The 20,518-nt window shown below is 65.3% G+C and carries 17 protein-coding genes; 4 read left to right on the top strand and 13 right to left on the bottom strand.

Translation table 11 applies throughout. The features are described from left to right. Positions 1-5: 5 nt before the first annotated feature. Positions 6-1,064 (bottom strand): dipeptidase, encoded by a 1,059-nt coding sequence (locus GR167_RS13125; RefSeq protein ID WP_160974107.1) that lies wholly within the window; start codon positions 1,062-1,064, stop codon positions 6-8. Positions 1,065-1,191: 127 nt separating this feature from the next. Here GR167_RS13125 and GR167_RS13120 point away from each other — a divergent pair, with 127 nt between their 5' ends. Then, positions 1,192-2,100: a LysR family transcriptional regulator gene (locus tag GR167_RS13120; RefSeq protein ID WP_160974105.1), complete on the top strand. Its 909-nt coding sequence runs from the start codon at positions 1,192-1,194 to the stop codon at positions 2,098-2,100. Positions 2,101-2,176: 76 nt separating this feature from the next. Continuing rightward, complete coding sequence (gene ybaK / locus GR167_RS13115) at positions 2,177-2,650, top strand: Cys-tRNA(Pro) deacylase (protein WP_160974103.1); 474 nt, start codon at positions 2,177-2,179, stop codon at positions 2,648-2,650. 55 nt (positions 2,651-2,705) lie between these two features. On the opposite strand, the gene GR167_RS13110 is transcribed toward ybaK, so the two are convergent. The 9 genes from GR167_RS13110 to GR167_RS13070 form a co-directional block, all read right to left on the bottom strand. Continuing rightward, positions 2,706-2,909 carry a formate dehydrogenase subunit delta gene (locus GR167_RS13110; protein WP_160974102.1) on the bottom strand — a complete coding sequence of 68 codons (204 nt, stop codon included), beginning with the start codon at positions 2,907-2,909 and terminating at the stop codon, positions 2,706-2,708. Further along, on the bottom strand, positions 2,899-3,720 hold the full coding sequence (gene fdhD / locus GR167_RS13105) for a formate dehydrogenase accessory sulfurtransferase FdhD (RefSeq protein ID WP_160974100.1): 822 nt from the start codon (positions 3,718-3,720) through the stop codon (positions 2,899-2,901). The genes GR167_RS13110 and fdhD overlap by 11 nt, the downstream gene beginning before the upstream one ends. Before the next feature lie 5 nt (positions 3,721-3,725). Further along, positions 3,726-6,623 carry a formate dehydrogenase subunit alpha gene (gene fdhF, locus GR167_RS13100; protein ID WP_160974098.1) on the bottom strand — a complete coding sequence of 966 codons (2,898 nt, stop codon included), beginning with the start codon at positions 6,621-6,623 and terminating at the stop codon, positions 3,726-3,728. Then, on the bottom strand, positions 6,620-8,140 hold the full coding sequence (locus GR167_RS13095) for a formate dehydrogenase beta subunit (RefSeq protein WP_160974096.1): 1,521 nt from the start codon (positions 8,138-8,140) through the stop codon (positions 6,620-6,622). The genes fdhF and GR167_RS13095 overlap by 4 nt, the downstream gene beginning before the upstream one ends. Continuing rightward, positions 8,137-8,613: a formate dehydrogenase subunit gamma gene (locus tag GR167_RS13090; protein WP_160974094.1), complete on the bottom strand. Its 477-nt coding sequence runs from the start codon at positions 8,611-8,613 to the stop codon at positions 8,137-8,139. The genes GR167_RS13095 and GR167_RS13090 overlap by 4 nt, the downstream gene beginning before the upstream one ends. A gap of 87 nt (positions 8,614-8,700) precedes the next feature. After that, positions 8,701-9,600 carry a LysR family transcriptional regulator gene (locus tag GR167_RS13085; protein ID WP_160974092.1) on the bottom strand — a complete coding sequence of 300 codons (900 nt, stop codon included), beginning with the start codon at positions 9,598-9,600 and terminating at the stop codon, positions 8,701-8,703. A gap of 140 nt (positions 9,601-9,740) precedes the next feature. Then, positions 9,741-11,465, bottom strand: coding sequence for an OFA family MFS transporter (locus GR167_RS13080; RefSeq protein ID WP_160974090.1), 1,725 nt, complete (start codon positions 11,463-11,465; stop codon positions 9,741-9,743). Positions 11,466-11,719: 254 nt separating this feature from the next. After that, positions 11,720-13,624, bottom strand: coding sequence for a sensor histidine kinase (locus tag GR167_RS13075; RefSeq protein WP_160974298.1), 1,905 nt, complete (start codon positions 13,622-13,624; stop codon positions 11,720-11,722). A gap of 69 nt (positions 13,625-13,693) precedes the next feature. Continuing rightward, positions 13,694-15,061 carry a sigma-54-dependent transcriptional regulator gene (locus GR167_RS13070; RefSeq protein ID WP_370741311.1) on the bottom strand — a complete coding sequence of 456 codons (1,368 nt, stop codon included), beginning with the start codon at positions 15,059-15,061 and terminating at the stop codon, positions 13,694-13,696. Positions 15,062-15,233: 172 nt separating this feature from the next. Here GR167_RS13070 and GR167_RS13065 point away from each other — a divergent pair, with 172 nt between their 5' ends. Both GR167_RS13065 and modA read left to right on the top strand, forming a co-directional pair. Then, positions 15,234-15,605 carry a winged helix-turn-helix domain-containing protein gene (locus tag GR167_RS13065; RefSeq protein ID WP_160974086.1) on the top strand — a complete coding sequence of 124 codons (372 nt, stop codon included), beginning with the start codon at positions 15,234-15,236 and terminating at the stop codon, positions 15,603-15,605. A 68-nt stretch (positions 15,606-15,673) separates the two neighbouring features. Continuing rightward, a complete protein-coding gene (modA, locus tag GR167_RS13060; RefSeq protein ID WP_160974085.1) occupies positions 15,674-16,453 on the top strand; it encodes a molybdate ABC transporter substrate-binding protein in 780 nt (259 codons plus the stop codon). 61 nt (positions 16,454-16,514) lie between these two features. Here the strand turns inward: modA and GR167_RS13055 are convergent, their stop codons facing one another. The 3 genes from GR167_RS13055 to GR167_RS13045 are packed head-to-tail and all read right to left on the bottom strand — an operon-like array spanning position 16,515 to position 20,454. After that, positions 16,515-17,783, bottom strand: coding sequence for an ABC transporter permease (locus GR167_RS13055; RefSeq protein WP_160974083.1), 1,269 nt, complete (start codon positions 17,781-17,783; stop codon positions 16,515-16,517). Further along, positions 17,780-18,934, bottom strand: coding sequence for an ABC transporter permease (locus GR167_RS13050; RefSeq protein ID WP_160974081.1), 1,155 nt, complete (start codon positions 18,932-18,934; stop codon positions 17,780-17,782). Before GR167_RS13050 ends, GR167_RS13055 begins: the two co-directional genes overlap by 4 nt. Beyond that, positions 18,931-20,454 (bottom strand): ABC transporter ATP-binding protein, encoded by a 1,524-nt coding sequence (locus tag GR167_RS13045; RefSeq protein ID WP_160974079.1) that lies wholly within the window; start codon positions 20,452-20,454, stop codon positions 18,931-18,933. Before GR167_RS13045 ends, GR167_RS13050 begins: the two co-directional genes overlap by 4 nt. Positions 20,455-20,518: the final 64 nt, after the last annotated feature.

The following is a 20,518-nucleotide window of genomic DNA, read 5'->3' as shown; positions in this document are numbered from 1 at the left end:
GGGTCTTAGGCGCCCCATGTTTTTTCAAGAACGCGCAGCCAGTTGCCGTTGCACAGCTTTTCCATCAGCGCGTCGTCGTAGCCATGCGCGCGCATCGCGTCGCGCAAAGCAGGCAGCCCGGCAATCGAGCCGATTTCGGACGGCACCATCGCGCCGTCGAAATCCGAACCCAGCCCGACCCGGGTATCCCCAAGCTTCTCGATCAGATAATCGAGATGGCGCAGCATCATGTCGATGCCGGTATCCGCCATCTGGCCGTCCTCGCGCAGGAAGGCCACGGCGAAATTCAGCCCCACCATGCCGTCGCTGTCGCGGATCGCGTCCAGCTGTTCGTCGGTCAGGTTGCGGGCATGCGGGCAGATTGCATAGGCGTTGGAATGGGTGGCGACCAGCGGCGCGTTGGAATGGCGCGCCACGTCCCAGAACCCGGCCATGTTCAGATGCGACAGGTCGATCATGATGCCCAGTTCGTTGCAGCGCTTGACCAGCCGCAGCCCATGATCGGTCAGCCCGCCGCCGATATCGCCATCGCTGGGAAAGCGGAACGGCACGCCTTCGCCGAACAGGGTGGTGCGGCTCCAGACCGGCCCGAGGGAACGCAAACCCGCCTGGTACAGCACGTCCAGAGTGTTCAGTTCGGGGTCGATCGCCTCGGCCCCTTCGATATGCAGGATCGCGGCCATGGTGTTCGAGGCCAGGCAGGCGCGGATATCGGCGGTGCTGCGGCAGACCTTGAGCGCGCCCAGTTCTTCGAGCCGGAACAGGATCGCGGCCTGGTTTAGCGCAACCGGCAGGGCGTCTTCCCATTCGATCGGTTCGGGCAGCGGCAGGTCGTAGCTGGGTTGGTTCATCTGGTCGTACTTGTCGTCCAGATCGACCTCGGAGGGCACATAGACGGCGAAGAACCCGCCGCCGAAACCGCCCTCGGCGGCGCGCGGCAGGTCGATATGGCCGTCGCGGCCGGTGACGAAGCTTTCGGCCGCCGCCGGGCCACCGGCGCGGTAGAGTTTCAATAGAACGTCGTTATGGCCGTCGAACACGGCTGGGGCGGTGGAATGGGCCACTGGAAATCCTGTTTTGTGAACGGGTCAGAGATGCTGACAGATTGCAGCGTAACGACAATTTCGTCATGGACGAGAGGAAAAGGCATGAGTAAAGCTCATATGATCATGAGCGAAAATGAGGGATGCGATGGCGCGTCATGCGGGTCACAGCCTGTCGGAATACCAGGCGCTGCGGGCGATGATGGAAAGCGGCACCGCCACCGCGGCGGCGCGGCGGCTGGGGCTGACGCAATCGGCGATCAGCCGGGCCATCGCCAGCCTTGAATCCCGCACCGGCCGCATCCTGTTCGAACGCGAAGCGGGCCGGTTGCGCCCCACCGCCGAGGCGGTCCGGCTGAACCGCCGGCTCGACCCGCTGTTCGAAGCGCTGGACCGGATCGATTCCCCGCCCACGGCGGTGCGCGAAACCCTGCGGTTGATCGCGCCGCCGTCGCTGGCGCATCGTTTCCTGGTGTCGCTGGTGACCGGCTTTCTCAGGGCGAACCCGCATTTCTTCGTCAGCCTCGAGGTCAACACATCCGACGAGGTGATCCGCGGGTTGGTGGAGGATCGGTTCGATCTGGGCATCATCGGGGTCGAGATGTCGCGCGCCGGTCTGCGGATGATCCCTTACCGGACCTCCTCGGCGGTCTGCGCGATGGAACTGGATCACCCGCTGAGCAAGCTTGAAACCGTTTCGCCAAGCGATTTGGACGGGCACCGGATGATCGCGCTGACCCATCGCCATGCGCGGCGCGCGCAGCTTGACCGGATCCTGTTGGAAGCGGGCGCGCATCCCGAAGTGGTGGCCGAGGTGTCGACCACTTTCGCGGCGATGGACCTGGCCAAGGAAGGGCTGGGCGTGGCGGTGGTCAACCCGTTCCCGGCGGTGCATTACCGCGGCGGCGAAATGACGTTCCGGTCCTTTGGTGCGCCGATGACCTATCGCAGCTATTTCGCGGTCTCCGACCAGCGCCCGCTGCCGCGTATCGCGCGCGCCTTCATCCGCTATGTGCGGCTGAACACCCCCGCCGACCCGTTCACGGAAAAAGCCTGAGCGGAGAACGGGCGCGGGGCTGGTATTGCCGGGCGCGCCGTGGTTCAGTCGCCTGCGCAAAAGCAGGAGAAGACAGATGGCCCGCGGCACCCCCGCCACCCAGGCGCTGAAGAAGGCCGGTATCGCCTTCGACCTGGTCGAATACGACTATGACGGCAGCGCCGCCCGCGTCGGGTTGCAGGCGGCCGAGGCGATGCAGGTGCCGGCATCGCGCGTGTTCAAGACGCTGATGGCCGAGGTCGACGGCAAGCCGGTCTGCGCGATCCTGCCCTCGGATGCCGAGGTCGACATGAAGGCGCTGGCGGCTGCCTTCAACGGAAAATCGGCCCGGATGATGCCGCCCGAAGCGGCGGAACGGATGACCGGCTACAAGGTCGGCGGGGTCAGCCCGCTGGGCCAGCGCAAGCGGGTTCCGGCGCTGCTGGAAGCTGCCGCCGAGGCGCATGACACCATCTATGTCAACGGCGGCAAGCGCGGCTTGCAGATCCTGCTGAACCCGGCGGACCTGGCGCGCGAACTGGGCTGCCCGATGGCGCATTTCGCACGATAGGCGCGGTGAGGTTTGTAAGGCGGCGCGGTTCGTGCGGGCGTCTGACGCCCGCCCGCTAGATCAGCTTGACCGCCGCGCGCACCTGATCGTCCAGCCCCTCACCGCCGCGGGCGGCATAGTCGCGCAATTGCTCGCGCATCCGGGGTTCCCAGAAATCGCTCAGGTGATTGGCCACCATTTGCGGCGTGTCTTCGCCCGGCTGGGTCTTGAAGAAAGTGGCGATCTGGTTGGCCATATAGACCATTTTCTCAGGCGACATCGGTGACCTCGGATGTGATGCGTTCGGGATGGGAATAGACGTCGAAACCGCCCTGCCGGGCGAAGGCGACAAGCGTGATGCCGCTGTCCTCGGCCAGGTGCAGCGCGTGGGTGGTCGGGGCGGACACGGCGATCAGCGCGGGGCTGCCGGCGATGGCGCATTTCTGCACCAGTTCCATCGACAACCGGCTGGTCATCACGAAGGCGCCGCTGGCGCAGTCGATGCCGTCGCGCGCCAGCGCACCGATCAGCTTGTCCAGCGCGTTGTGGCGGCCGACGTCTTCGCGCACGGCGACGATGCCCTGGCCGGGGACCAGGAAACCGGCGGCATGGGTGGCGCCGGTCTGCGCGTGCAGCACCTGCAGCGGGCGCAGATCGTCGGTGGCGCGTAGAACCTCGTCGCGGTCTAGCCGGAACCCGGTTCCGGTCAAGCGCGGCAGCGGCCGGTTCGCCTGTTCCAGGCTGTCGATCCCGCACAACCCGCAGCCGACCGGCCCCGCCATGAAGCGGCGGCGCGCACTCAGCGCTTCCTGCCGGTCCTCGCGCAGCCAGAACCGCGCCTCGATGCCCTGATCGTGGCGCACTTCCTCGAACCCCTCGACCTGGTCGAGTGAGGTGATGACGCCCTCGGTCAGGGCAAAACCATGGGCGAAATCGGCGATATCTCCGGGGCTGGCCATCATCACCGCATGGGTCGACCCGTCATAGACCACCGCCACCGGCACTTCCTCGGGCAGCGCGCGGCGCACCGGTGCGTGCCCGTCCCGGCGGACGGACAGGCCCGGTTTGCTGCGGCTGAGCGGGATCGCCATCGCCTTTACTCCGCCGCGGGCAGGATGCGACGCGCGCGGGTGCTTTGCGCGGCATAGTCTTCCTGCCATTCGGTGGGCCCGTTCGACAGGCTGATCTGCACCGCCGTCACCTTGTATTCCGGGCAATTGGTGGCCCAGTCGGAATAATCGGTGGTGACCACGTTGGCCTGGGTGTCGGGATGGTGGAACGTGGTGTAAACCACGCCCGGGCTGACCCGGTCGGTGATCTTCGCGCGCAGCGTGGTTTCGCCCGAACGGCTGGCCAGCCTGATCCAATCGCCATCGTTCACGCCGCGGGTTTCGGCGTCGTGGGGGTGGATTTCCAGCAGGTCCTGATCGTGCCAGACGGTGTTTTCGGTGCGCCGGGTCTGGGCGCCGACATTGTACTGGCTCAGGATCCGCCCGGTGGTCAGCAGCAGCGGGAAGCGCGGCCCGGTCTTTTCATCCGTCGCCACGTATTCGGTGATCATGAACCGGCCCTTGCCGCGCACGAACCCGTCGACATGCATCAAGGGCGTGCCGTCGGGATGGGCGTCGTTGCATGGCCATTGCACGCTGCCCTTTTCCTCCAGCAGGGCGTAGTCGACCCCGGCGAAGGACGGCGTGGTGGCGGCGATTTCATCCATCACCTGCGAGGGATGGGTGTAATGCCACCCCGCGCCCATCGCATTGGCCAGCATCTGGGTCACTTCCCAATCGGCATAACCGTTCAGCGGCGCCATCACCCTGCGCACCCGGTTGATCCGGCGTTCGGCGTTGGTGAAGGTGCCGTCCTTTTCCAGGAAGGTCGATCCGGGCAGGAAGACATGGGCGTAATTGGCGGTTTCGTTCAGGAACAGGTCATGCACGATGACGCATTCCATCGCCGCCAGCCCCGCCGCCACGTGTTTGGTGTCGGGGTCCGATTGCAGGATGTCCTCGCCCTGGCAATAAAGCCCCTTGAAGCTGCCATCCACCGCCGCGTCCAGCATGTTGGGAATCCGCAGTCCCGGTTCAGGGTCGATTTCCACGCCCCAGGCGCTTTCAAAGATCGCCCGCACCTCGGGCAGCTTCACATGGCGGTAACCCGGCAATTCATGCGGGAAGGACCCCATGTCGCACGACCCCTGCACGTTGTTCTGACCGCGCAGCGGGTTCACGCCGACGCCTTCGCGACCGACATTGCCGGTCAGCATGGCCAGGTTGGCGATGCCCATGACGGTGGTCGATCCCTGGCTGTGTTCGGTCACGCCCAGCCCGTAATAGATCGCACCGTTGCCGCCGGTCGCGAACAGCCGCGCGGCTTCGCGCAGATCGTCGGAGGGGACGCCGGTCAGCATCTCGACCGCTTCGGGGCTGTGGCGCGGATCGCTGACGAATTCGGCGTATTGCTGGAACTCGTCCCAGTCGCAGCGTTCCCGGATATAGGCCTCGTCCATCAGGCCCTCGGTCACGATCACATGCGCCAGCGCCGTGACCACCGCGACGTTGGTACCCGGCCGCAGCGCCAGGTGATGCGACGCCGCGATATGGGCCGATTTCACCAGGTCGGTGCGGCGCGGGTCGATCACGATCAGCTTGGCGCCCTGACGCAGTCGCTTCTTCAGACGGCTGCCGAAGACGGGATGCGCGTCGGTCGGGTTGGCGCCGATCACGATCACCACGTCGGTTTTCTCGACCGAGTCGAAATCCTGCGTGCCGGCGGAGGTGCCGAAGGTCTGGCCCAGCCCGTAACCGGTCGGCGAATGGCAGACCCGGGCGCAGGTATCGGTGTTGTTGTTGTGGAACACCGCGCGGGCCAGTTTCTGCACCAGGAAGGTTTCCTCGTTGGTGCAGCGGCTCGACGTGATGACGCCGATGGAACGGCGGCCGTATTTTTCCTGCAGCCCGCGCATGCGGGTGGCGGCGAAGCTCAACGCCTCGTCCCAGCTGACTTCGCGCCAGGGGTCTTCGATACTGTCGCGGATCATCGGGTTCAGGATGCGATCCTTGTGGTTGGCGTAGCCATAGGCAAACCGCCCCTTGACGCAGCTATGGCCGCGATTGGCCTTGCCGTGCTTGTAGGGCACCATGCGGACCAGCTGATCGCCGTTCAGTTCGGCCTTGAACGAACAGCCGACGCCGCAATAGGCGCAGGTGGTGACCACCGACCGTTGCGGCGTCCCCATCTCGATCACCGATTTTTCCTGCAGCGTCGCGGTCGGGCAGGCCTGCACGCAGGCGCCGCAACTGACGCAATCCGAGGACAGGAAATCGTCGCCCGCCGCGCCGGGGCTGACCCGGCTGCCGAAACCGCGGCCTTCGATCGTCAGCGCGAAGGTGCCCTGCACTTCCTCGCAGGCGCGCACGCAGCGCGAGCAGACGATGCACTTGGAGGGGTCGTAGCTGAAATAGGGGTTGCTGTCGTCCTTGGGCAGCCATTGCGGATTGGCCTCGCCGGAGGTGTCGCGGGCGGTGAAGTGATTGGCCAGCCCGCCGTTTTCCGGCGCTTCATAACGCACGTCGCGCAGGCCCACGGCGCCCGCCATATCCTGCAATTCGCAATCGCCGTTGGCGCCGCAGGTCAGGCAATCCAGCGGGTGGTCGGAGATATAAAGCTCCATCACCCCCTTGCGGATCTTGCGCACCTTGTCGGACTGGGTGCGCACTACCATGCCGTCCGCCACCGGGGTGGTGCAGGACGCGGGGGTGCCGCGCCGCCCTTCGATTTCGACCACGCACAACCGGCAGGACCCGAAGGCCTCCACGCTGTCGGTGGCACACAGCTTGGGCACCTGCACGCCCGCTTCGGCGGCGGCACGCATCACGCTGGTGCCTTCGGGCACGGTCACGTCGATGCCGTCGATGCTCAGGGTGACGGGGGCGCCCTGTTTGGCGGGGGTGCCCATGTCGCGGTCGTCGGATGGGATGATGAAGTCTCTCATTCTGCGGCCTCCTTCGCGGTGGCGAAATCGTCGGGGAAATGGGTGACGGCGGACATCACCGGATAGGGGGTGAACCCGCCCAGGGCGCATAGCGACCCGTCGGTCATGGTTTCGCAAAGATCGGCCAGCAGCGGCAAAGCATCCGCGTCGCCCCGGGCGATCCGGTCGATGGTTTCCACCCCGCGCACCGCGCCGATGCGGCAGGGGGTGCATTTGCCGCAGGATTCCACCGCGCAGAATTCCATCGCGAACCGCGCCATCTGCAACATGTCGGTTGCGTCGTCGAACACCACCAGCCCGGCATGGCCGATCAGCCCGCCCTCGGCGTCGAGTTCTTCATAGCCCAGGGCCGTGTCGAATTTTTCGCGCGGCAGATAGGCGCCCAGCGGCCCGCCCACCTGCACCGCCTTGACCGGGCGGCCGCTGGCGCTGCCGCCCGCGATATCGTCGATCACCTCGCCCAAGGACATGCCGAAGGCGGTTTCGAACAATCCGCCGCGCGCCACGTTTCCGGCGATCTGCAAGGCGACCGTGCCGCGCGACCGGCCGAGGCCGAAATCGGCGTAATGCTGCGCGCCCTTGGCAAGGATCACCGGCACGGTGGCCAGCGAAATCACGTTGTTGACCACGGTCGGTTTGCCGAGGAAGCCTTCGAGCGCGGGCAGCGGCGGCTTGGCGCGCACCACGCCGCGCTTGCCTTCGAGGCTGTTGAGCAGCGATGTTTCCTCGCCGCACACGTAAGCCCCGGCGCCGACGCGGATTTCCATATCGAAGGCGCGGCCCGATCCCATCACGTCATCGCCCAGGATACCCTTCTGCCGGGCGATTTTCACCGCGGTGTTCATCACCTTGATCGCATCGGGGTATTCCGAACGCAGATAGACGAAGCCCTTGGTCGCGCCGACCCCGAGCCCGGCAATCGCCATGCCCTCGATCAGGGTGAAGGGATCGCCTTCCATGATCATCCGGTCGGCGAAGGTGCCGCTGTCGCCCTCATCGGCGTTGCAGACGATGTATTTCCGGTCCGCCTGCGCCTGCAGCACGGTGTTCCACTTGATGCCGGTGGGGAAGCCCGCGCCGCCGCGTCCGCGCAGGCCCGATGCGGTGACTTCCTGCACGATCTCGGCGCCGCTCATGGCGATGGCGCGGCGCAGACCGGTCAGGCCGCCATGGGCCTCAAAATCGTCCAGGCTCAGCGGGTCGATCACACCGCAGCGGGCGAAGGTCAGCCGGGTCTGGCGTTGCATCCAATCAAGGTCGTCCACCGGGCCAAGCGCCTTGGCGCTGCTGCCGTCGAGGATGGCGGCGGCGTCGGAGGGCAGGGCGGGGCCAAAGCCGTGCCGCACCCCGTCGATTTCGACCTCGACCAGCGGTTCCAGCCAGACCATGCCGCGGCTGCCGTTGCGGATCAGTTCGATCTCGATCCCGCGCGCGGCGGCTTGCACGCCGATCGCTTCCGCCACGTCATCTGCGCCAAGCGCCTTGGCGGCGCTGTCCATCGGTACCCAGATCTTCATGCGCCCGCCTCCTGCAGCAGTTCGGCCATGCGCGCTTCGTCTACGCGGCCCACGACCTTGTCGTCCACCATCGCGGCCGGACCGCAGGCGCACAGGCCAAGGCAATAGACCGGCTCAACCGTGACCGCGCCATTGGCGGTGGTGCCGTGCCATTCCAGCCCCAGCTTCGCCAGCGTCGCCTCGGCCAGCGCCTTGCCGCCCACCGCCTGGCAGGCTTCGGCACGGCAGATCTTGACCACGTGGCGGCCGGCGGGGACCTCACGGAAGTCGTGGTAGAAGCTCATCACCCCGTGCAGTTCGGCCTTGGTGATGTTCAGCGCGTCGGCGATCAGCGGAACGGCGGCCTGCGGCACCACGCCGTAAGCCTTTTGCAGCCCGTGCAAAATCGGCAGCAAGGGCCCTTCAAGATGGATATGTTCCTGGATGATCGCGCGGATTGCGTCTTCTTCCGGGCCTGACTGTGCGGTCTGCATGGCTTCCCCCCGTGTACCTTGGTGTACTGTCCGAACAAACAATCAGAGCGGACCTGCCCCGATCAATACCGTTATTCCGTGGGGCGATCAGGATTTCCGATCAAACGCCCCCGGCAGACGCCGCGCCTCGGTCAGAAGCGCGTCGATCACTGGCGTATGCGGTTCGCGATAGGGCGCGACCAGCCCGACCGAATGGGTCTGGGCATCGCCCGACAACGGCACCACCTTGACCGGTTTTCCGCCCGACAGGAAATGCGCGATGTCCGACGGCAGCACGGTCAGCCAGTCGCCGGTTTCGACATTGGCGATCAGCGCGACGATGGAATTGGATTCGATCCAGGCCTCGGGCGCGATCCCGGCATCCATGAAATTCTTGTTGATGATGCGCCGGTTCTGCATGTCCGGCGTCAGCAGGCAGAGCTTGTGCCCGTCCAGTTCCTTCCAGGCGACTTCGCTGCGCGACGCGAAGGGCGAATTGTCCGAACAGACCAGCATGTATTCCTCTTCATACAGGTGTTCGGTACTGACCCGGCCCATCGGTTCGTTGTTGATATAGGAAATCCCGGCATCCGCTTCGAAATTCTCCAGCATGGTCAGGATTTCGCGCGAAGTGCGCGACAGGATGGTAAAGCGCACATTGGGGTGTTTTTCGGTGAAGATCGCCGACAATCGCGCCGCCCATGTCAGCGCGGTGGGGATCGCGGCGATCCTGACCTGGCCCGACAGCCCGGTGCGGGTGGCGCGCATTTCGTCGCGCAGCTGGCGCGCATCGCCGACGATGCGCCGCGCCCAGATCAGCGCGCGCTGGCCTTCGGGCGTCAGCCCGCCGAACCGCGAGCCGCGAAAGATCAGCTGCACGCCCAGCTGTTCCTCAAGCTGCTTGATGCCCGCCGACAGCGAAGGCTGGGTGATCCCCAGGCTTTGCGCTGCACGTCCGAAATGGCTCTCGCGGGCAACGGCGATGAACATTTCGAGCTTGTCGAGCATGGTAGGGCCTATCTATCGAATGGAATGATTTTGATAGAAAATACCGTAGTGACGCAAACGGTTTTTCTATCCCGCGCCTGCGGGCGCGATGCCGGTAAGGGTGTCCGGGGCGCGGCGTCGCGCGCCCCGGACCTTTGCCATCACTCGGCCGGCGACGGGGCGAGCCCCGGTTCGGCATGGTGGTGATGCGCCTTCACCGGGCGCATTGCCAGGTTGGCGAAGAACGCCACCACCAGCAGCGCCGCCATGCAGTACATGGTGGTGTTGTACAGGCTCGGCGTCGGGTCGATGGTGCCCGCCGGTGCGATCTCCATCAGCTTGGCGATGCTCACCGTCTTGGCCGCCACCAGCTGATCGAGCTGGCTCAGCGGCGCACCGAACTTGTCGGCGAAGGCGGCCGGATCGACCCGGGTGGCCAGGTCGTTGATCGCATTGGTCACCGACATCTGCCGCAGCGAGGTGATCGCCAGCGGCCCCAACACGCCAGCGGTCGACCATGCAGTCAGCAGCCGGCCGTGGATGCCGCCCACATGCATGGTGCCGAACATATCGGCCAGGTAGGCCGGGATGGTCGCAAAACCGCCGCCATACATCGAGAAGATGATCATCGTCGCGGCATAGAAGCCGACCAGGTAGATCAGCGACGGGTTGGTTGCCACGGCAGAGGCGAAATAGGGGATCGACAGGTACAGCACCGTGCCGATCACGAAGAAGCACATATAGGTCGCCTTGCGCCCAATATAGTCCGAGGTCGAGGCCCAGAAGAACCGCCCCACCATGTTGAAGACCGAAATCATCAGAACATAGGTCGAAGCGAACCCGGCGGTGACGATCAGCGGCATGCCGGTGCCGAAGATTTCCGACATCATGGTCTTGGCCACGCCGATCACGCCGATCCCGGCGGTCACGTTGAAGCACAGCATGACCCAGAGCTGCCAGAACTGCGGCGTCTTCAGCGCCTGGTCGATATGCACGTGGTTCTGGGTGACCAGACCCGAGGCGACGGGTTTCGGTTCCCAGCCTGCGGGTTTCCAGCCCTCGGCCGGAACGCGATACTGGAACGAGGCGATCATCATCACGATGAAATAGACCACGCCCAGCGTCAGGAAGGTCTGCGCCGCGCCGGTATTGCCGGTGCCGACCACGTAAACCCCGGCCTCGCCGCCGAAGCTGGCCGCCTGCGCGGCGGAGGCGACGACCACCTCGACCTTGCCAGCCGCCGTTTCGGCGAAGACCCGGCCGTTTTCGACCACGGTCGCGACCGCGTCCTGCGCGCCCAGGAAATCGGGCGCCTTCTGGTAAATGCTCAGCAACCAGCCCTTGACCGGGGCCGCGATCATCGCGCCGCCGCCGAAGCCCATGATCGCCATGCCGGTCGCCATGCCGCGCCGGTCGGGGAACCATCGGATCAGGGTCGAAACGGGCGAGACATAGCCAAGCCCCAGCCCGCAGCCGCCCAGCACGCCATAGCCCAGATAGATCAGCCAAAGCTGGTGCGAGGCGATCCCGAAGGAGCCGAGGATGAAACCGCCGCCCCAGCAGAAGGCCGCGACCACGCCGACCATGCGCGGGCCGACTTCTTCCAGCCATTTACCGGCGAAGGCCGCCGACAGGCCCAGGAACACGATGGCGACCGAGAAGATCCAGACGACGGAACTGAGGCTCCAGTCCTGGGCGGCCGGGGCGACAACGCCCAGCTGGCGCGTCAGCGCCGGGTTGAACACCGACCAGGCATAGACCGACCCGATGCAAAGATGGATGGCGATGGATGCCGGCGGCACCCGCCAGCGATTGAAACCGGGTTTGGCGACGATGTGATCCTTGTACAGGAATCCCAGTGCCCCGCCCGAGCGTGCATTGCTCATTTGATTTTCCTCCCATTTGGCGAACCGGCGACGCACCGTCTCCTCCGGGCGGTCGCTGGAACCGTGGCATGCTGTCGTATGCATGCGCGGACAGAACGCCGCAGTCCCCTTGATCTGTCAATGATTTTATCTTTTATAATCAGTGTGTTAATCTGACATTTTGGCGGCTGATCGGGGCGGTCGGGTGGCGATAGTGCGACATTCTGTCCATCGCCTGCGTGCCCGGGGTCGGAAAAGTGGACATTTTGTCCAAATCACCGGTTTTCGGCGGCGGGCAGAAAAATGTCGAACCGGCTGCCTTCCCCGGGGGTGGAGGAGGCCACAAGCGTGCCGCCGGCGCGAGTCACCAGCGTTTGACTGATCGACAGGCCAAGCCCGGTGCCCTGCGCCTGCTTGGTGGTGAAGAAGGGATCGAAGATGCGTTTGAGGACCTCCGGCGCGATGCCGTGGCCGGTGTCTTCGACGCGGATGACCACGTCGCCGTCGCGGTCGAACACGCTGACGGTCAGGGTGCCGCCCTCGGGCATGGCGTGCACCGCGTTCAGGATCAGGTTGACCAGAACCTGCTGCAGCTCGGTCCGGGCGATGCGCACCTCGCGCCGGGTTTGCAGGTCCTGCACCACCTCGATCCCGGCGGCTTCGACCTGATGGCGGGTCAGCACGAAACAATCGCCCACCACATCGGCGGGCGACAGGATGTCGGTGGCGCCGGAATATTCCTCGGGCTTGGCGAATTGCAGCAGCTTGGAAACGATGGTGCTGATCCGATAGACCTGTTCGTCGATCAACCCGAATTCGGTCTTCACCTTCTCGGTCTCGTCTTGCAGCAGCAGACGGGCGACCTCCAGATTGCCCTGGATCACCGCGATCGGGTTGTTGATCTCATGCGCCGCGCTGGCTGTGATTTCGCCGACGGCGGCGAGCTTTTCCGACATGATCAGCCGCTCGGTGGTCTGTTCCAGCTTGCGGTTGGCGTCGCGCAGGTCGCTGGTGCGGTCCTCGACCTTGCGTTCCAGGCTTTCGGCCCAGTCGCGCAGCTGGCGGTCGCGTTCCTGGATGCGGTCCAGCAGCGTGTCGAGATGCCCGGCCACCTGGGCGATTTCGCCGCTGGCGTTGTCGGGGCGGTTGCGGGCGTCCATGTCGCCGGCCTCGACCCGGGCGATGGTCTGGGTCATGCCTTCGAGCGGCAGGAAAATCCGCCCCGCCCACCGCAGGAAGATCGGGACCGAGACGAAGGCGATCAGCAAAAACAGCAGGGTGATGGTCAGGACCGAATTCACCTTGGCCGCCTGGAACGGCGCTTCGAGGAAACCGACATAAAGCATCCCCACCCGCGCGTCGCGGCTGTCGATGATCGGTTCGTAGGCCGAGATATACCAGTCATCCACCACGAAGGCCCGGTCGAGCCAGACCTGCCCCTTGCCCAGCACCCGGTCGCGCACCGCCGCCGACACTCGGGTGCCAAGCGCGCGGACGTTTTCGAACAATCGCACATTGGTCGACACCCGTACGTCTTCGAGAAACAGCGTCGCGGTGCCCTGGCTGCCCTCCGGCAGGCTTTGTTCGCGGTAGACCAGCGCGTTGATCGTGTCGATGAAATCGAGGTTGCGGTTCAGCAGCAGCCCGCCCACCAAAGCGCCATTGCGCCCGTCGGGAAGGAGGATCGGGGCGGCGGAATGCACTATCATGCCGCGATCCTCGACCGCGCGCTCGGTCGGTACGGCGGCGCGGGTCGGCACCAGGGTGATCGCCGCGCGCGCCGCAAGCCCCGGGGCCAGCGCCTGCAGCGCTTCGGGCGACAGCAGGTCGACCTCGCTGCTTTGCTCGCCGCTCAGGGCGCGCGCGATCACCGGCCAGTCCTTGGCGTCGAAACCGCCGGGCGCATCGCTGCCGTCGGTGATATAGAGGAAATCAAGCCGCTGGCGCTGCCGTTCCGCTTCCAGAAAGGCGCGCCGTGCCAGGGGATCGGATTTGATCGCGTCCAGCGCGACCGAATTCGCTAGCGCCATCAACCGTTCGCCGGAATTCGCCACCAGCCGCTGAAGATACTGATCGGCGATGGTCAGGTCGCCGTTCACCTTGGTGATCAGCAGATCGTCGGTCTTCTTGGCCCATCGCAGCACGGTGCTGCCCAGCATCAGCGGCATCAGCACCAGCATCGGTAGAAGCGCGATCACCAGCAGGCGCAGGCGCACCGAGGACAGAAGGCTTTTGAACGCCTGCACCGGTCAGATACCCCAGGCCGCGCATTTCCTGTCGATGGTCTTGCGCGACACGCCCAGCTGTCGCGACGCCTCGGCGCGGTTGCCGCCCAGTTTTTCCAGCGCGCGCAGGATTTCGCGGCGTTCGACATCTTCCAGCGGCACGATCTGCTGTTCCAGCGCGCTGTCGCCCAGGGTTTCAAGCGGGAAGCGCCCGAAGATCAGCGACCGTTCGATGAAATTGCGCAGCTCGCGGATATTGCCGGGCCAGGAATGGCGCAGGATGGCGGCCCGCGCGGCGCTGTCGATGCTCAGCCGGTCCAGCCGCAGATGGGCGGCGATTTCTTCGAGAAACAGTTCGGCCAGTTCGATCACGTCGGTTTCACGCCGGTCGAGCGGCGGCATCTGGATTTCCAGCACGTTCACCCGGAAAAACAGGTCCTCGCGGAACTTGCCCGCGCTGACCAGTTGCGACAGGTCCTTGCTGGTGGCCAGAACGAAGCGCAGGTCGAGCTGGATATCCCGTTCGGTGCCGACCGGGCGGATCATCCCGTCTTCGAGAACCCGCAGCAGCGCCGATTGCGCGGTGGCGTCGAGTTCCGACACCTCGTCCAGGAACACCGTGCCGCCCTGCGCCGAGGCCAGCAGCCCCTCGCGCCCGCCCTGTGCGCCGGGAAAGGCGCCGGGGGCGTGGCCGAACAGTTCGATCTCGATCGTCTCGGTCGGGATGGTGCCGCAGGAAATCGGCACAAACGGCATGTTGGCGCGGGCCGAATGGGCGTGCAGGTGGCGCGCCGCCACTTCCTTGCCGGTGCCGGATGCGCCGGTGATCAGCACCGGGGTCGACACGTTTTCGACCCGGGCCAGCATGGCGCGGATGTCGGTGATTGCCCTGGAACTGCCGATCAGTTCATGACGCCGCTTGCGGCCGATATCGGTCGCTTCCAGTTCGCGCTGCAACAGCATGTTTTCGCGCCGCAGTCGCGAGGTTTCGATCAGCCGCTGGATGGCGTTGATCAGCTGGTTCGACCGGAACGGTTTCAATATGAAATCCGCGGCGCCCGCGCGCATCGCCTCGATCGCGGTTTCCAGGTCGGCATAGGCGGTGACCATGATCGTGTCGGTGAACCCGCCCTTGCGGCGTTCCTCGGCCAGCCATTCGATGCCTTTGCGTTCGGGCATGATATTGTCGAGGATCATCACGTCGAAATGCCGTTCGGCCAGCCGCGCGCTTGCGGTCGTCGGATCGCTGGCGGTGGCGACATAGCCGCAATAGGGTTCGATGGTCTTCATCATGAAGTTGCGCATCCCCGGTTCGTCATCGACGATGAGGATGCTGGCATTGCTCAGCCGCCCGCCCAGACGCTTGTCCGAAATCGTTTCCGCTGCGTTCACGATGTCCCCCCCAAATCCTCCGCCGCCATAATGGCGAAAGCGGCGCGCCAAGCCAACGGGTTTTACCACCGATGGTTTCGCGGGTGGGCAGGGGCGGGGCGGATTGGGAATTTCGCGGCGATCCGCAATCTCCACCTTGTGAGCAGTGGCGCGGCATGGGCAATATGGGCCCATGACCGAGAATGAAGAGACACCCAAGTTCCGCATCCGGGTCGTGTTCGGCCCCGACGAAATGATCGGCCCGGGCAAGGCCGAGCTGTTGGAGCATATTGCCGAAACCGGCTCCATCGCCGCGGCGGGGCGCAAGATGGGCATGAGCTACAAACGCGCGTGGCAATTGGTGGAAACCCTGAACCGGATGTTCAAGACGCCGCTGGTGGAAAGCAGCCGGGGCGGGGCCAAGGGCGGCGGCGCCACCATCACCGAGACCGGGCAGGCGGTGCTGGAGGAATACCGCGCGCTGGAAGCGCAGGCGCGGCGGGCCGGTCAGGTGCATATCGACCGGCTGCAGCAGATGCTGAGCGATATTCCCGAACGAAAATAACGCTTGCATGTGATGCGGCGCTATCCGATATTCCCGGAGAAACATATCGTTCCGCAGGGAGACTTCGCATGACATCCGAAAACACCCGTCGCCGCGCTTGGTTTGCGTCCACTGTCGCGGGCCTTGCCCTTATGGCCGGGGCCGCCGTCGCCGATGAAGTGACCGTTTTCGCCGCCGCCAGCATGACCAACGCGATGGCCGAAATCGAACAGCGGTTCGAAGCGGCGACCGGTCATGACCTTGTCGTGTCGCTGGCCGGGTCGTCGGCGCTGGCCCGCCAGATCCAGCAGGGCGCGCCCGCCGATATCTTCATCTCGGCCAATCCCGGCTGGATGGACGCGCTGGAAAAGGACGGCCTGATCGAAGAGGGCCAACGCTACGACCTGCTGAACAATTCCATCGTGCTGATCGCCCATGGCGAGGCCGATCCAGTCGAGATCGGGCCGGGTCTGGACCTGGTCGGGCTGCTGGGCGAAGGGCGGCTCGCGATGGCGCTGGTCGATGCGGTACCCGCCGGCATCTACGGCAAGGCCGCGCTGGAAAGCCTGGACCTGTGGGACGGTGTGCAGACGCAGGTGGCGCAATCCGACAACGTGCGCGCCGCGCTGGCGCTGGTGGCCACCGGCGAAGCGCCCTACGGCATCGTCTATGCCACCGATGCGGCGGCCGAAGACAAGGTGACCGTGATCGGCACCTTCCCGGCCGACACCCATCCGCCCATCGTCTATCCGGTGGCGGACCTGGCGAACCGCGATACCCCGGCCGAGGCGGAGTTCCTCGACTACCTGCGCGGCCCGGAAGCGCGCGAAGCCTTCGAACGTCAGGGTTTCGTGGTCGTCGGGCAATAACGCTCGATTGGATTGATCGGGACTTGAGGAGGGGAGGGCGCTTGCGCTCTCCCCTTTTGCTTTATTCCTTCACATAGGGTTTGCCGTCGGCGGCGGGCGCGCGGGCCCGGCCGATCAGCCCGGCGACGACGATCATCGTCGCGATATAGGGCGCCATCGACAGGAATTCCGACGGGATCGGCGTGTTCAGCAGCGCCAGCTTCTGCTGCAGTGAATCGGCAAAGCCAAACACCAGCGCCGCCATCAGCGCGCCGACCGGGTGCCAGCGGCCGAAGATCATCGCCGCCAGCCCGATGAAGCCGCGCCCGCCGGTCATGTTTTCATCGAACCGGCCGACCGATCCCAGGGTGAACCAGGCACCGCCGAAGCCCGCGACCATGCCGCCAAGGGTGACGTGGATATAGCGGGTGCGATAGACGTCGACGCCCAGCGTATCGGCGGCGCGGGGATGTTCGCCCACCGCCCTGGCGCGCAGCCCGCTGCGGGTGTGGAACAGGTAATAGGTCGCCAGCGCCACCAGGATCAGCGCGCCGTAGACGAAGATGTTCTGGTTGAACAGCATCGGCCCGATCACCGGGATGTCGCCCAGCAGCGGGATCTTCACCGCGCGGAACACCGGCGCGTTGTTCAGGTGGCGAAATTCGGAAAACACCTGTGAACTGACGTAACTGGTCAATCCCAGCACGAAGAGGTTGATGACCACCCCGGCGACGATCTGATCCATCCGGTAGGTGACCACCAGAGCTGCGAGCATGAAACCGAAGGCGCCGCCGACCAGCACCGCCGCGACCAATCCGCCCCAGCCGCCCAGCAGCGACCCGATCAGCGCCCCGGTGAAGGCGCCGGCCAGCAGCATGCCCTCGATCGCGATATTGACCACCGCGACGCGTTCGCACAGCACCCCGGCCAGCCCGCCAAGCGCGATCGGCATGGCGCGCACCACGGTGGCCTGCAACATGCCGGTCAGCGAAAACGATTTGCCCGCCGTCGCCCAGACCAGGAAGGCAAAGACCAGGATCGCCAGCCCGAAGCCCAGCGACAAAGAGGTCCAGCGCGTCCCGCCGCGGATCAGTTCGCGCGCGCCCAGAAAACCCAGCAGCGCCGCGGCGACATAGGTGAAGGGCCCCGCCGGAACCACCAGGTTGGGCAGCGCGTAAGGATCGGTCGGGCGTGACAGCCGGAAAGTCGCGTCGCCCGACAGCCCCATGCCGAAGACGAAGACGACGAACAGCGCCAGCGCGATCAGCAGGATGCCGACGACCCGGGATTGCCGTTGCCTGCTGGTTTCGATCTTCTGGGTGGCGATAGAGGTTTCGGTCACGTCGGTCATTGCGACCCTCCAGCAGCTTTATCGGATTTCCGGAATCCCCAGGGGAAGATCGCGCGCACCAGAAGCGGCGCTGCGATGAACACGATGATCAGGGACTGGATGATGGCGATCAGGTCGATGGACACGCCCGCGTCGACCTGCATCTGCCGCCCGCCCGCTTCCAGCCCGCCGAACAGCAGCCCGGCGATCAGGATGCCGACCGGGTGGGACCGCCCGAGCAGGGCAAGCGCGATGGCGTTGAACCCGATCCCGGCGGAAAAGCCCGGGCTGGCCCGGTCCAGCACGCCCAGCACCTGCGCCGCGCCGGCAAGCCCCGCCAGCGCACCGGCGGTGCCCATCGCGGCAACGATGATGAGCCCCGACTTGATCCCGGCATAGCGTGCCGCATCGGGGTTTTCGCCGCTGGCCCGGAAGGCAAACCCGATCTTCGAGCGGAACAGGATCCACCACACGACGGCCACGGCGGCCAGCATCAGGAACAGCCCGGCATGGACGCGAAGGTTGGGATCGATCCAGTCCAGCAGCCGCGGCAACTCCCCCGCATCGGGTACCGATTTCGAAATCGGGTCGGAGCGGCCTTCCTTCTGGATATAGGGCTGGCGCAGCAGGTAGTTCAGAATCTGGTAGGAAATCAGGTTCAGCATGATGGTCGAAATCACCTCATGCGCGCCCGTCGTCGCCTTCAGCACCCCGGCGATCGAGGCGTAAAGCGCCCCCACCACCGCCCCAGCCAGAAGCGACAGCGGCATCAGCAGGAGGAAGGGCAGGCCGTCGAAGGTGAAGGAAAACACCACCGCCGCCGTACCGCCCAGCAGCAACTGGCCCTCGGCCCCAATGTTGAACAGCCCGGCCCGGAAACCCAGCCCCAGCCCCAGCCCCGCCAGCACCAGCGGGATCGCCGCGGTCAGCGTTTCCGACAGCGCGTTGATAGACCCCACCGATCCCTTGCCCAGGGCGACGAAGCTTTTACCGATCGTCGGCAGGTCGACGCCGGTGGCCAGCATGATCAGCGCGCCCAGGATCAGCGCCACGATCACCGCGAAGACCGGTACGACCACCAGGTCTTCGAAGTCCTCTCGCCCGCGGGTGGAGCGTTTGAGAAGCGCGCGCCCGGCGTCGTCCAGTTCGCGTTTTCCGATCGATGTGGTCATGCCGCCGCGCCTTTCGTTGCCCCCGCCATCGCCAGACCGATCGCATTGCGATCGGCCTTGCCGCCGGTATTGTCGAATTCGGCCACGATCCGGCCCTTGAACATCACCAGGATGCGGTCCGACAGCCCCATGATTTCATCCAGTTCCGAGGACACGATCAGCACCCCGTCGCCTTCGTCGCGGCTTTGGATCAGGCGCTTGTGGATATATTCGATCGATCCCACGTCCAGCCCCCGGGTCGGCTGCGCCGCGATCACCAGCTTGGTTTCGCGTTCAAGTTCGCGCGCGACGACCATCTTCTGCTGGTTGCCGCCCGACAGGTTGCCCGCGTCCAGGAAGACGCTGGGCGTACGCACGTCGAAATCGACGCAGAAGGCGGCGGCGGTTTCGGCCACATGCGGCCAGTTGACGGCGGCGCCGTTGGAATATTCCTCGTCGTAATAGGAATTCAGCACCATGTTTTCGGCGATGGAAAAATTGCCGATCATGCCGGATTTGTGCCGGTCTTCGGGGATATGCGCCATGCCGCGGCGGTGGCGGTCGCGCACAGACGCGCGGGTGATGTCATCACCGTCGAACACGATGGAACCCGCCGAGGCGTGTTTCAACCCGGTGATCGCTTCGACCAAAGCGGTCTGGCCGTTGCCCTGCACCCCGGCGATGCCCACGACCTCGCCGGAATTGACCGTCATGCTGACGTGATCGACGGCGATTTCGTCATTGTCGCGCATCATCAGCAGGTCTTTGATTTCAAGCATCGGGCGGCCCGGCTGGGCCGGGGTCTTGTCGACGGTGAAGCTGACCGGGCGGCCCACCATCATTTCGGCCAGCTGCGCTTCGGTCAGTTCGTGAGGATCGCCTTGCCCGGTGATCCTGCCGCCGCGCAGCACGCTGATGCGATCCGAGATTTCCAGGATTTCGTGCAGCTTGTGGGTAATGAACACGATCGCCTTGCCCGCGTCGCGCAGCGATTTCACGATCTCGAAGAAATCCTCCACCTCCTGCGGGGTCAGCACGGCGGTGGGTTCGTCGAGGATCAGAACGTCGGCCGAGCGGAACAGCACCTTGAGGATTTCGACCCGCTGCTGGATGCCCACCGGCAAGTCCTCGATCAGCGCGTCGGGATCGACCTCGAGCCCGTAGCGGTCGTTGATTTCGCGCACCTGCTTGCGCGCGGTGTTCAGGTCCAGGTGGTCGAATCGGCCGGTCGGTTCGACGCCCAGCACCACGTTTTCGGCCACCGTGAAGACCGGGACCAGCATGAAATGCTGGTGCACCATGCCGATACCGGCGGCGATGGAATCGCCCGGCCCGGCGAAGGTCACCGGTTTGCCGTCGATCAGGATCTCGCCCTCGTCCTGGTGATACAGGCCGCAGAGCACGTTCATCAGCGTGGATTTCCCGGCGCCGTTTTCGCCGAGCAGGCCCAGGACTTCACCGCCCTTGATTTTCAGATTAACAGCGTCGTTGGCCACCACCGGGCCGAAACGCTTGGTGATCCCGCGCAACTCGACGTCCATGGAAATCGCTTTCTGTCAGAAGGGGATCGGCGCGCCCGGTCCAAAACCAGGCGCGCCGGGATGT

The organism is Thalassovita mangrovi (assembly GCF_009857745.1).
In the GTDB taxonomy this organism is placed as follows: domain Bacteria; phylum Pseudomonadota; class Alphaproteobacteria; order Rhodobacterales; family Rhodobacteraceae; genus Thalassobius; species Thalassobius mangrovi.
The sequence above is the reverse complement of the archived record's forward strand: the minus strand, read 5'-3'. Positions and strand labels throughout refer to the sequence as shown.

What these genes read in the sequence shown, in the direction of transcription:
- ybaK (WP_160974103.1), top strand. Translation starts at nt 2,177, where the DNA reads ATGGCCCGCGGCACCCCCGCCACCCAGGCGCTGAAGAAGGCCGGTATC.
- GR167_RS13095 (WP_160974096.1), bottom strand. Translation starts at nt 8,140, where the DNA reads ATGAAGATCTGGGTACCGATGGACAGCGCCGCCAAGGCGCTTGGCGCA.
- GR167_RS13050 (WP_160974081.1), bottom strand. Translation starts at nt 18,934, where the DNA reads ATGACCACATCGATCGGAAAACGCGAACTGGACGACGCCGGGCGCGCG.
- GR167_RS13120 (WP_160974105.1), top strand. Translation starts at nt 1,192, where the DNA reads ATGGCGCGTCATGCGGGTCACAGCCTGTCGGAATACCAGGCGCTGCGG.
- GR167_RS13090 (WP_160974094.1), bottom strand. Translation starts at nt 8,613, where the DNA reads ATGCAGACCGCACAGTCAGGCCCGGAAGAAGACGCAATCCGCGCGATC.
- GR167_RS13110 (WP_160974102.1), bottom strand. Translation starts at nt 2,909, where the DNA reads ATGTCGCCTGAGAAAATGGTCTATATGGCCAACCAGATCGCCACTTTC.
- GR167_RS13055 (WP_160974083.1), bottom strand. Translation starts at nt 17,783, where the DNA reads ATGACCGACGTGACCGAAACCTCTATCGCCACCCAGAAGATCGAAACC.
- GR167_RS13045 (WP_160974079.1), bottom strand. Translation starts at nt 20,454, where the DNA reads ATGGACGTCGAGTTGCGCGGGATCACCAAGCGTTTCGGCCCGGTGGTG.
- GR167_RS13065 (WP_160974086.1), top strand. Translation starts at nt 15,234, where the DNA reads ATGACCGAGAATGAAGAGACACCCAAGTTCCGCATCCGGGTCGTGTTC.
- GR167_RS13085 (WP_160974092.1), bottom strand. Translation starts at nt 9,600, where the DNA reads ATGCTCGACAAGCTCGAAATGTTCATCGCCGTTGCCCGCGAGAGCCAT.
- GR167_RS13075 (WP_160974298.1), bottom strand. Translation starts at nt 13,624, where the DNA reads ATGCTGGTGCTGATGCCGCTGATGCTGGGCAGCACCGTGCTGCGATGG.
- fdhD (WP_160974100.1), bottom strand. Translation starts at nt 3,720, where the DNA reads ATGGCGATCCCGCTCAGCCGCAGCAAACCGGGCCTGTCCGTCCGCCGG.
- fdhF (WP_160974098.1), bottom strand. Translation starts at nt 6,623, where the DNA reads ATGAGAGACTTCATCATCCCATCCGACGACCGCGACATGGGCACCCCC.
- modA (WP_160974085.1), top strand. Translation starts at nt 15,674, where the DNA reads ATGACATCCGAAAACACCCGTCGCCGCGCTTGGTTTGCGTCCACTGTC.
- GR167_RS13080 (WP_160974090.1), bottom strand. Translation starts at nt 11,465, where the DNA reads ATGAGCAATGCACGCTCGGGCGGGGCACTGGGATTCCTGTACAAGGAT.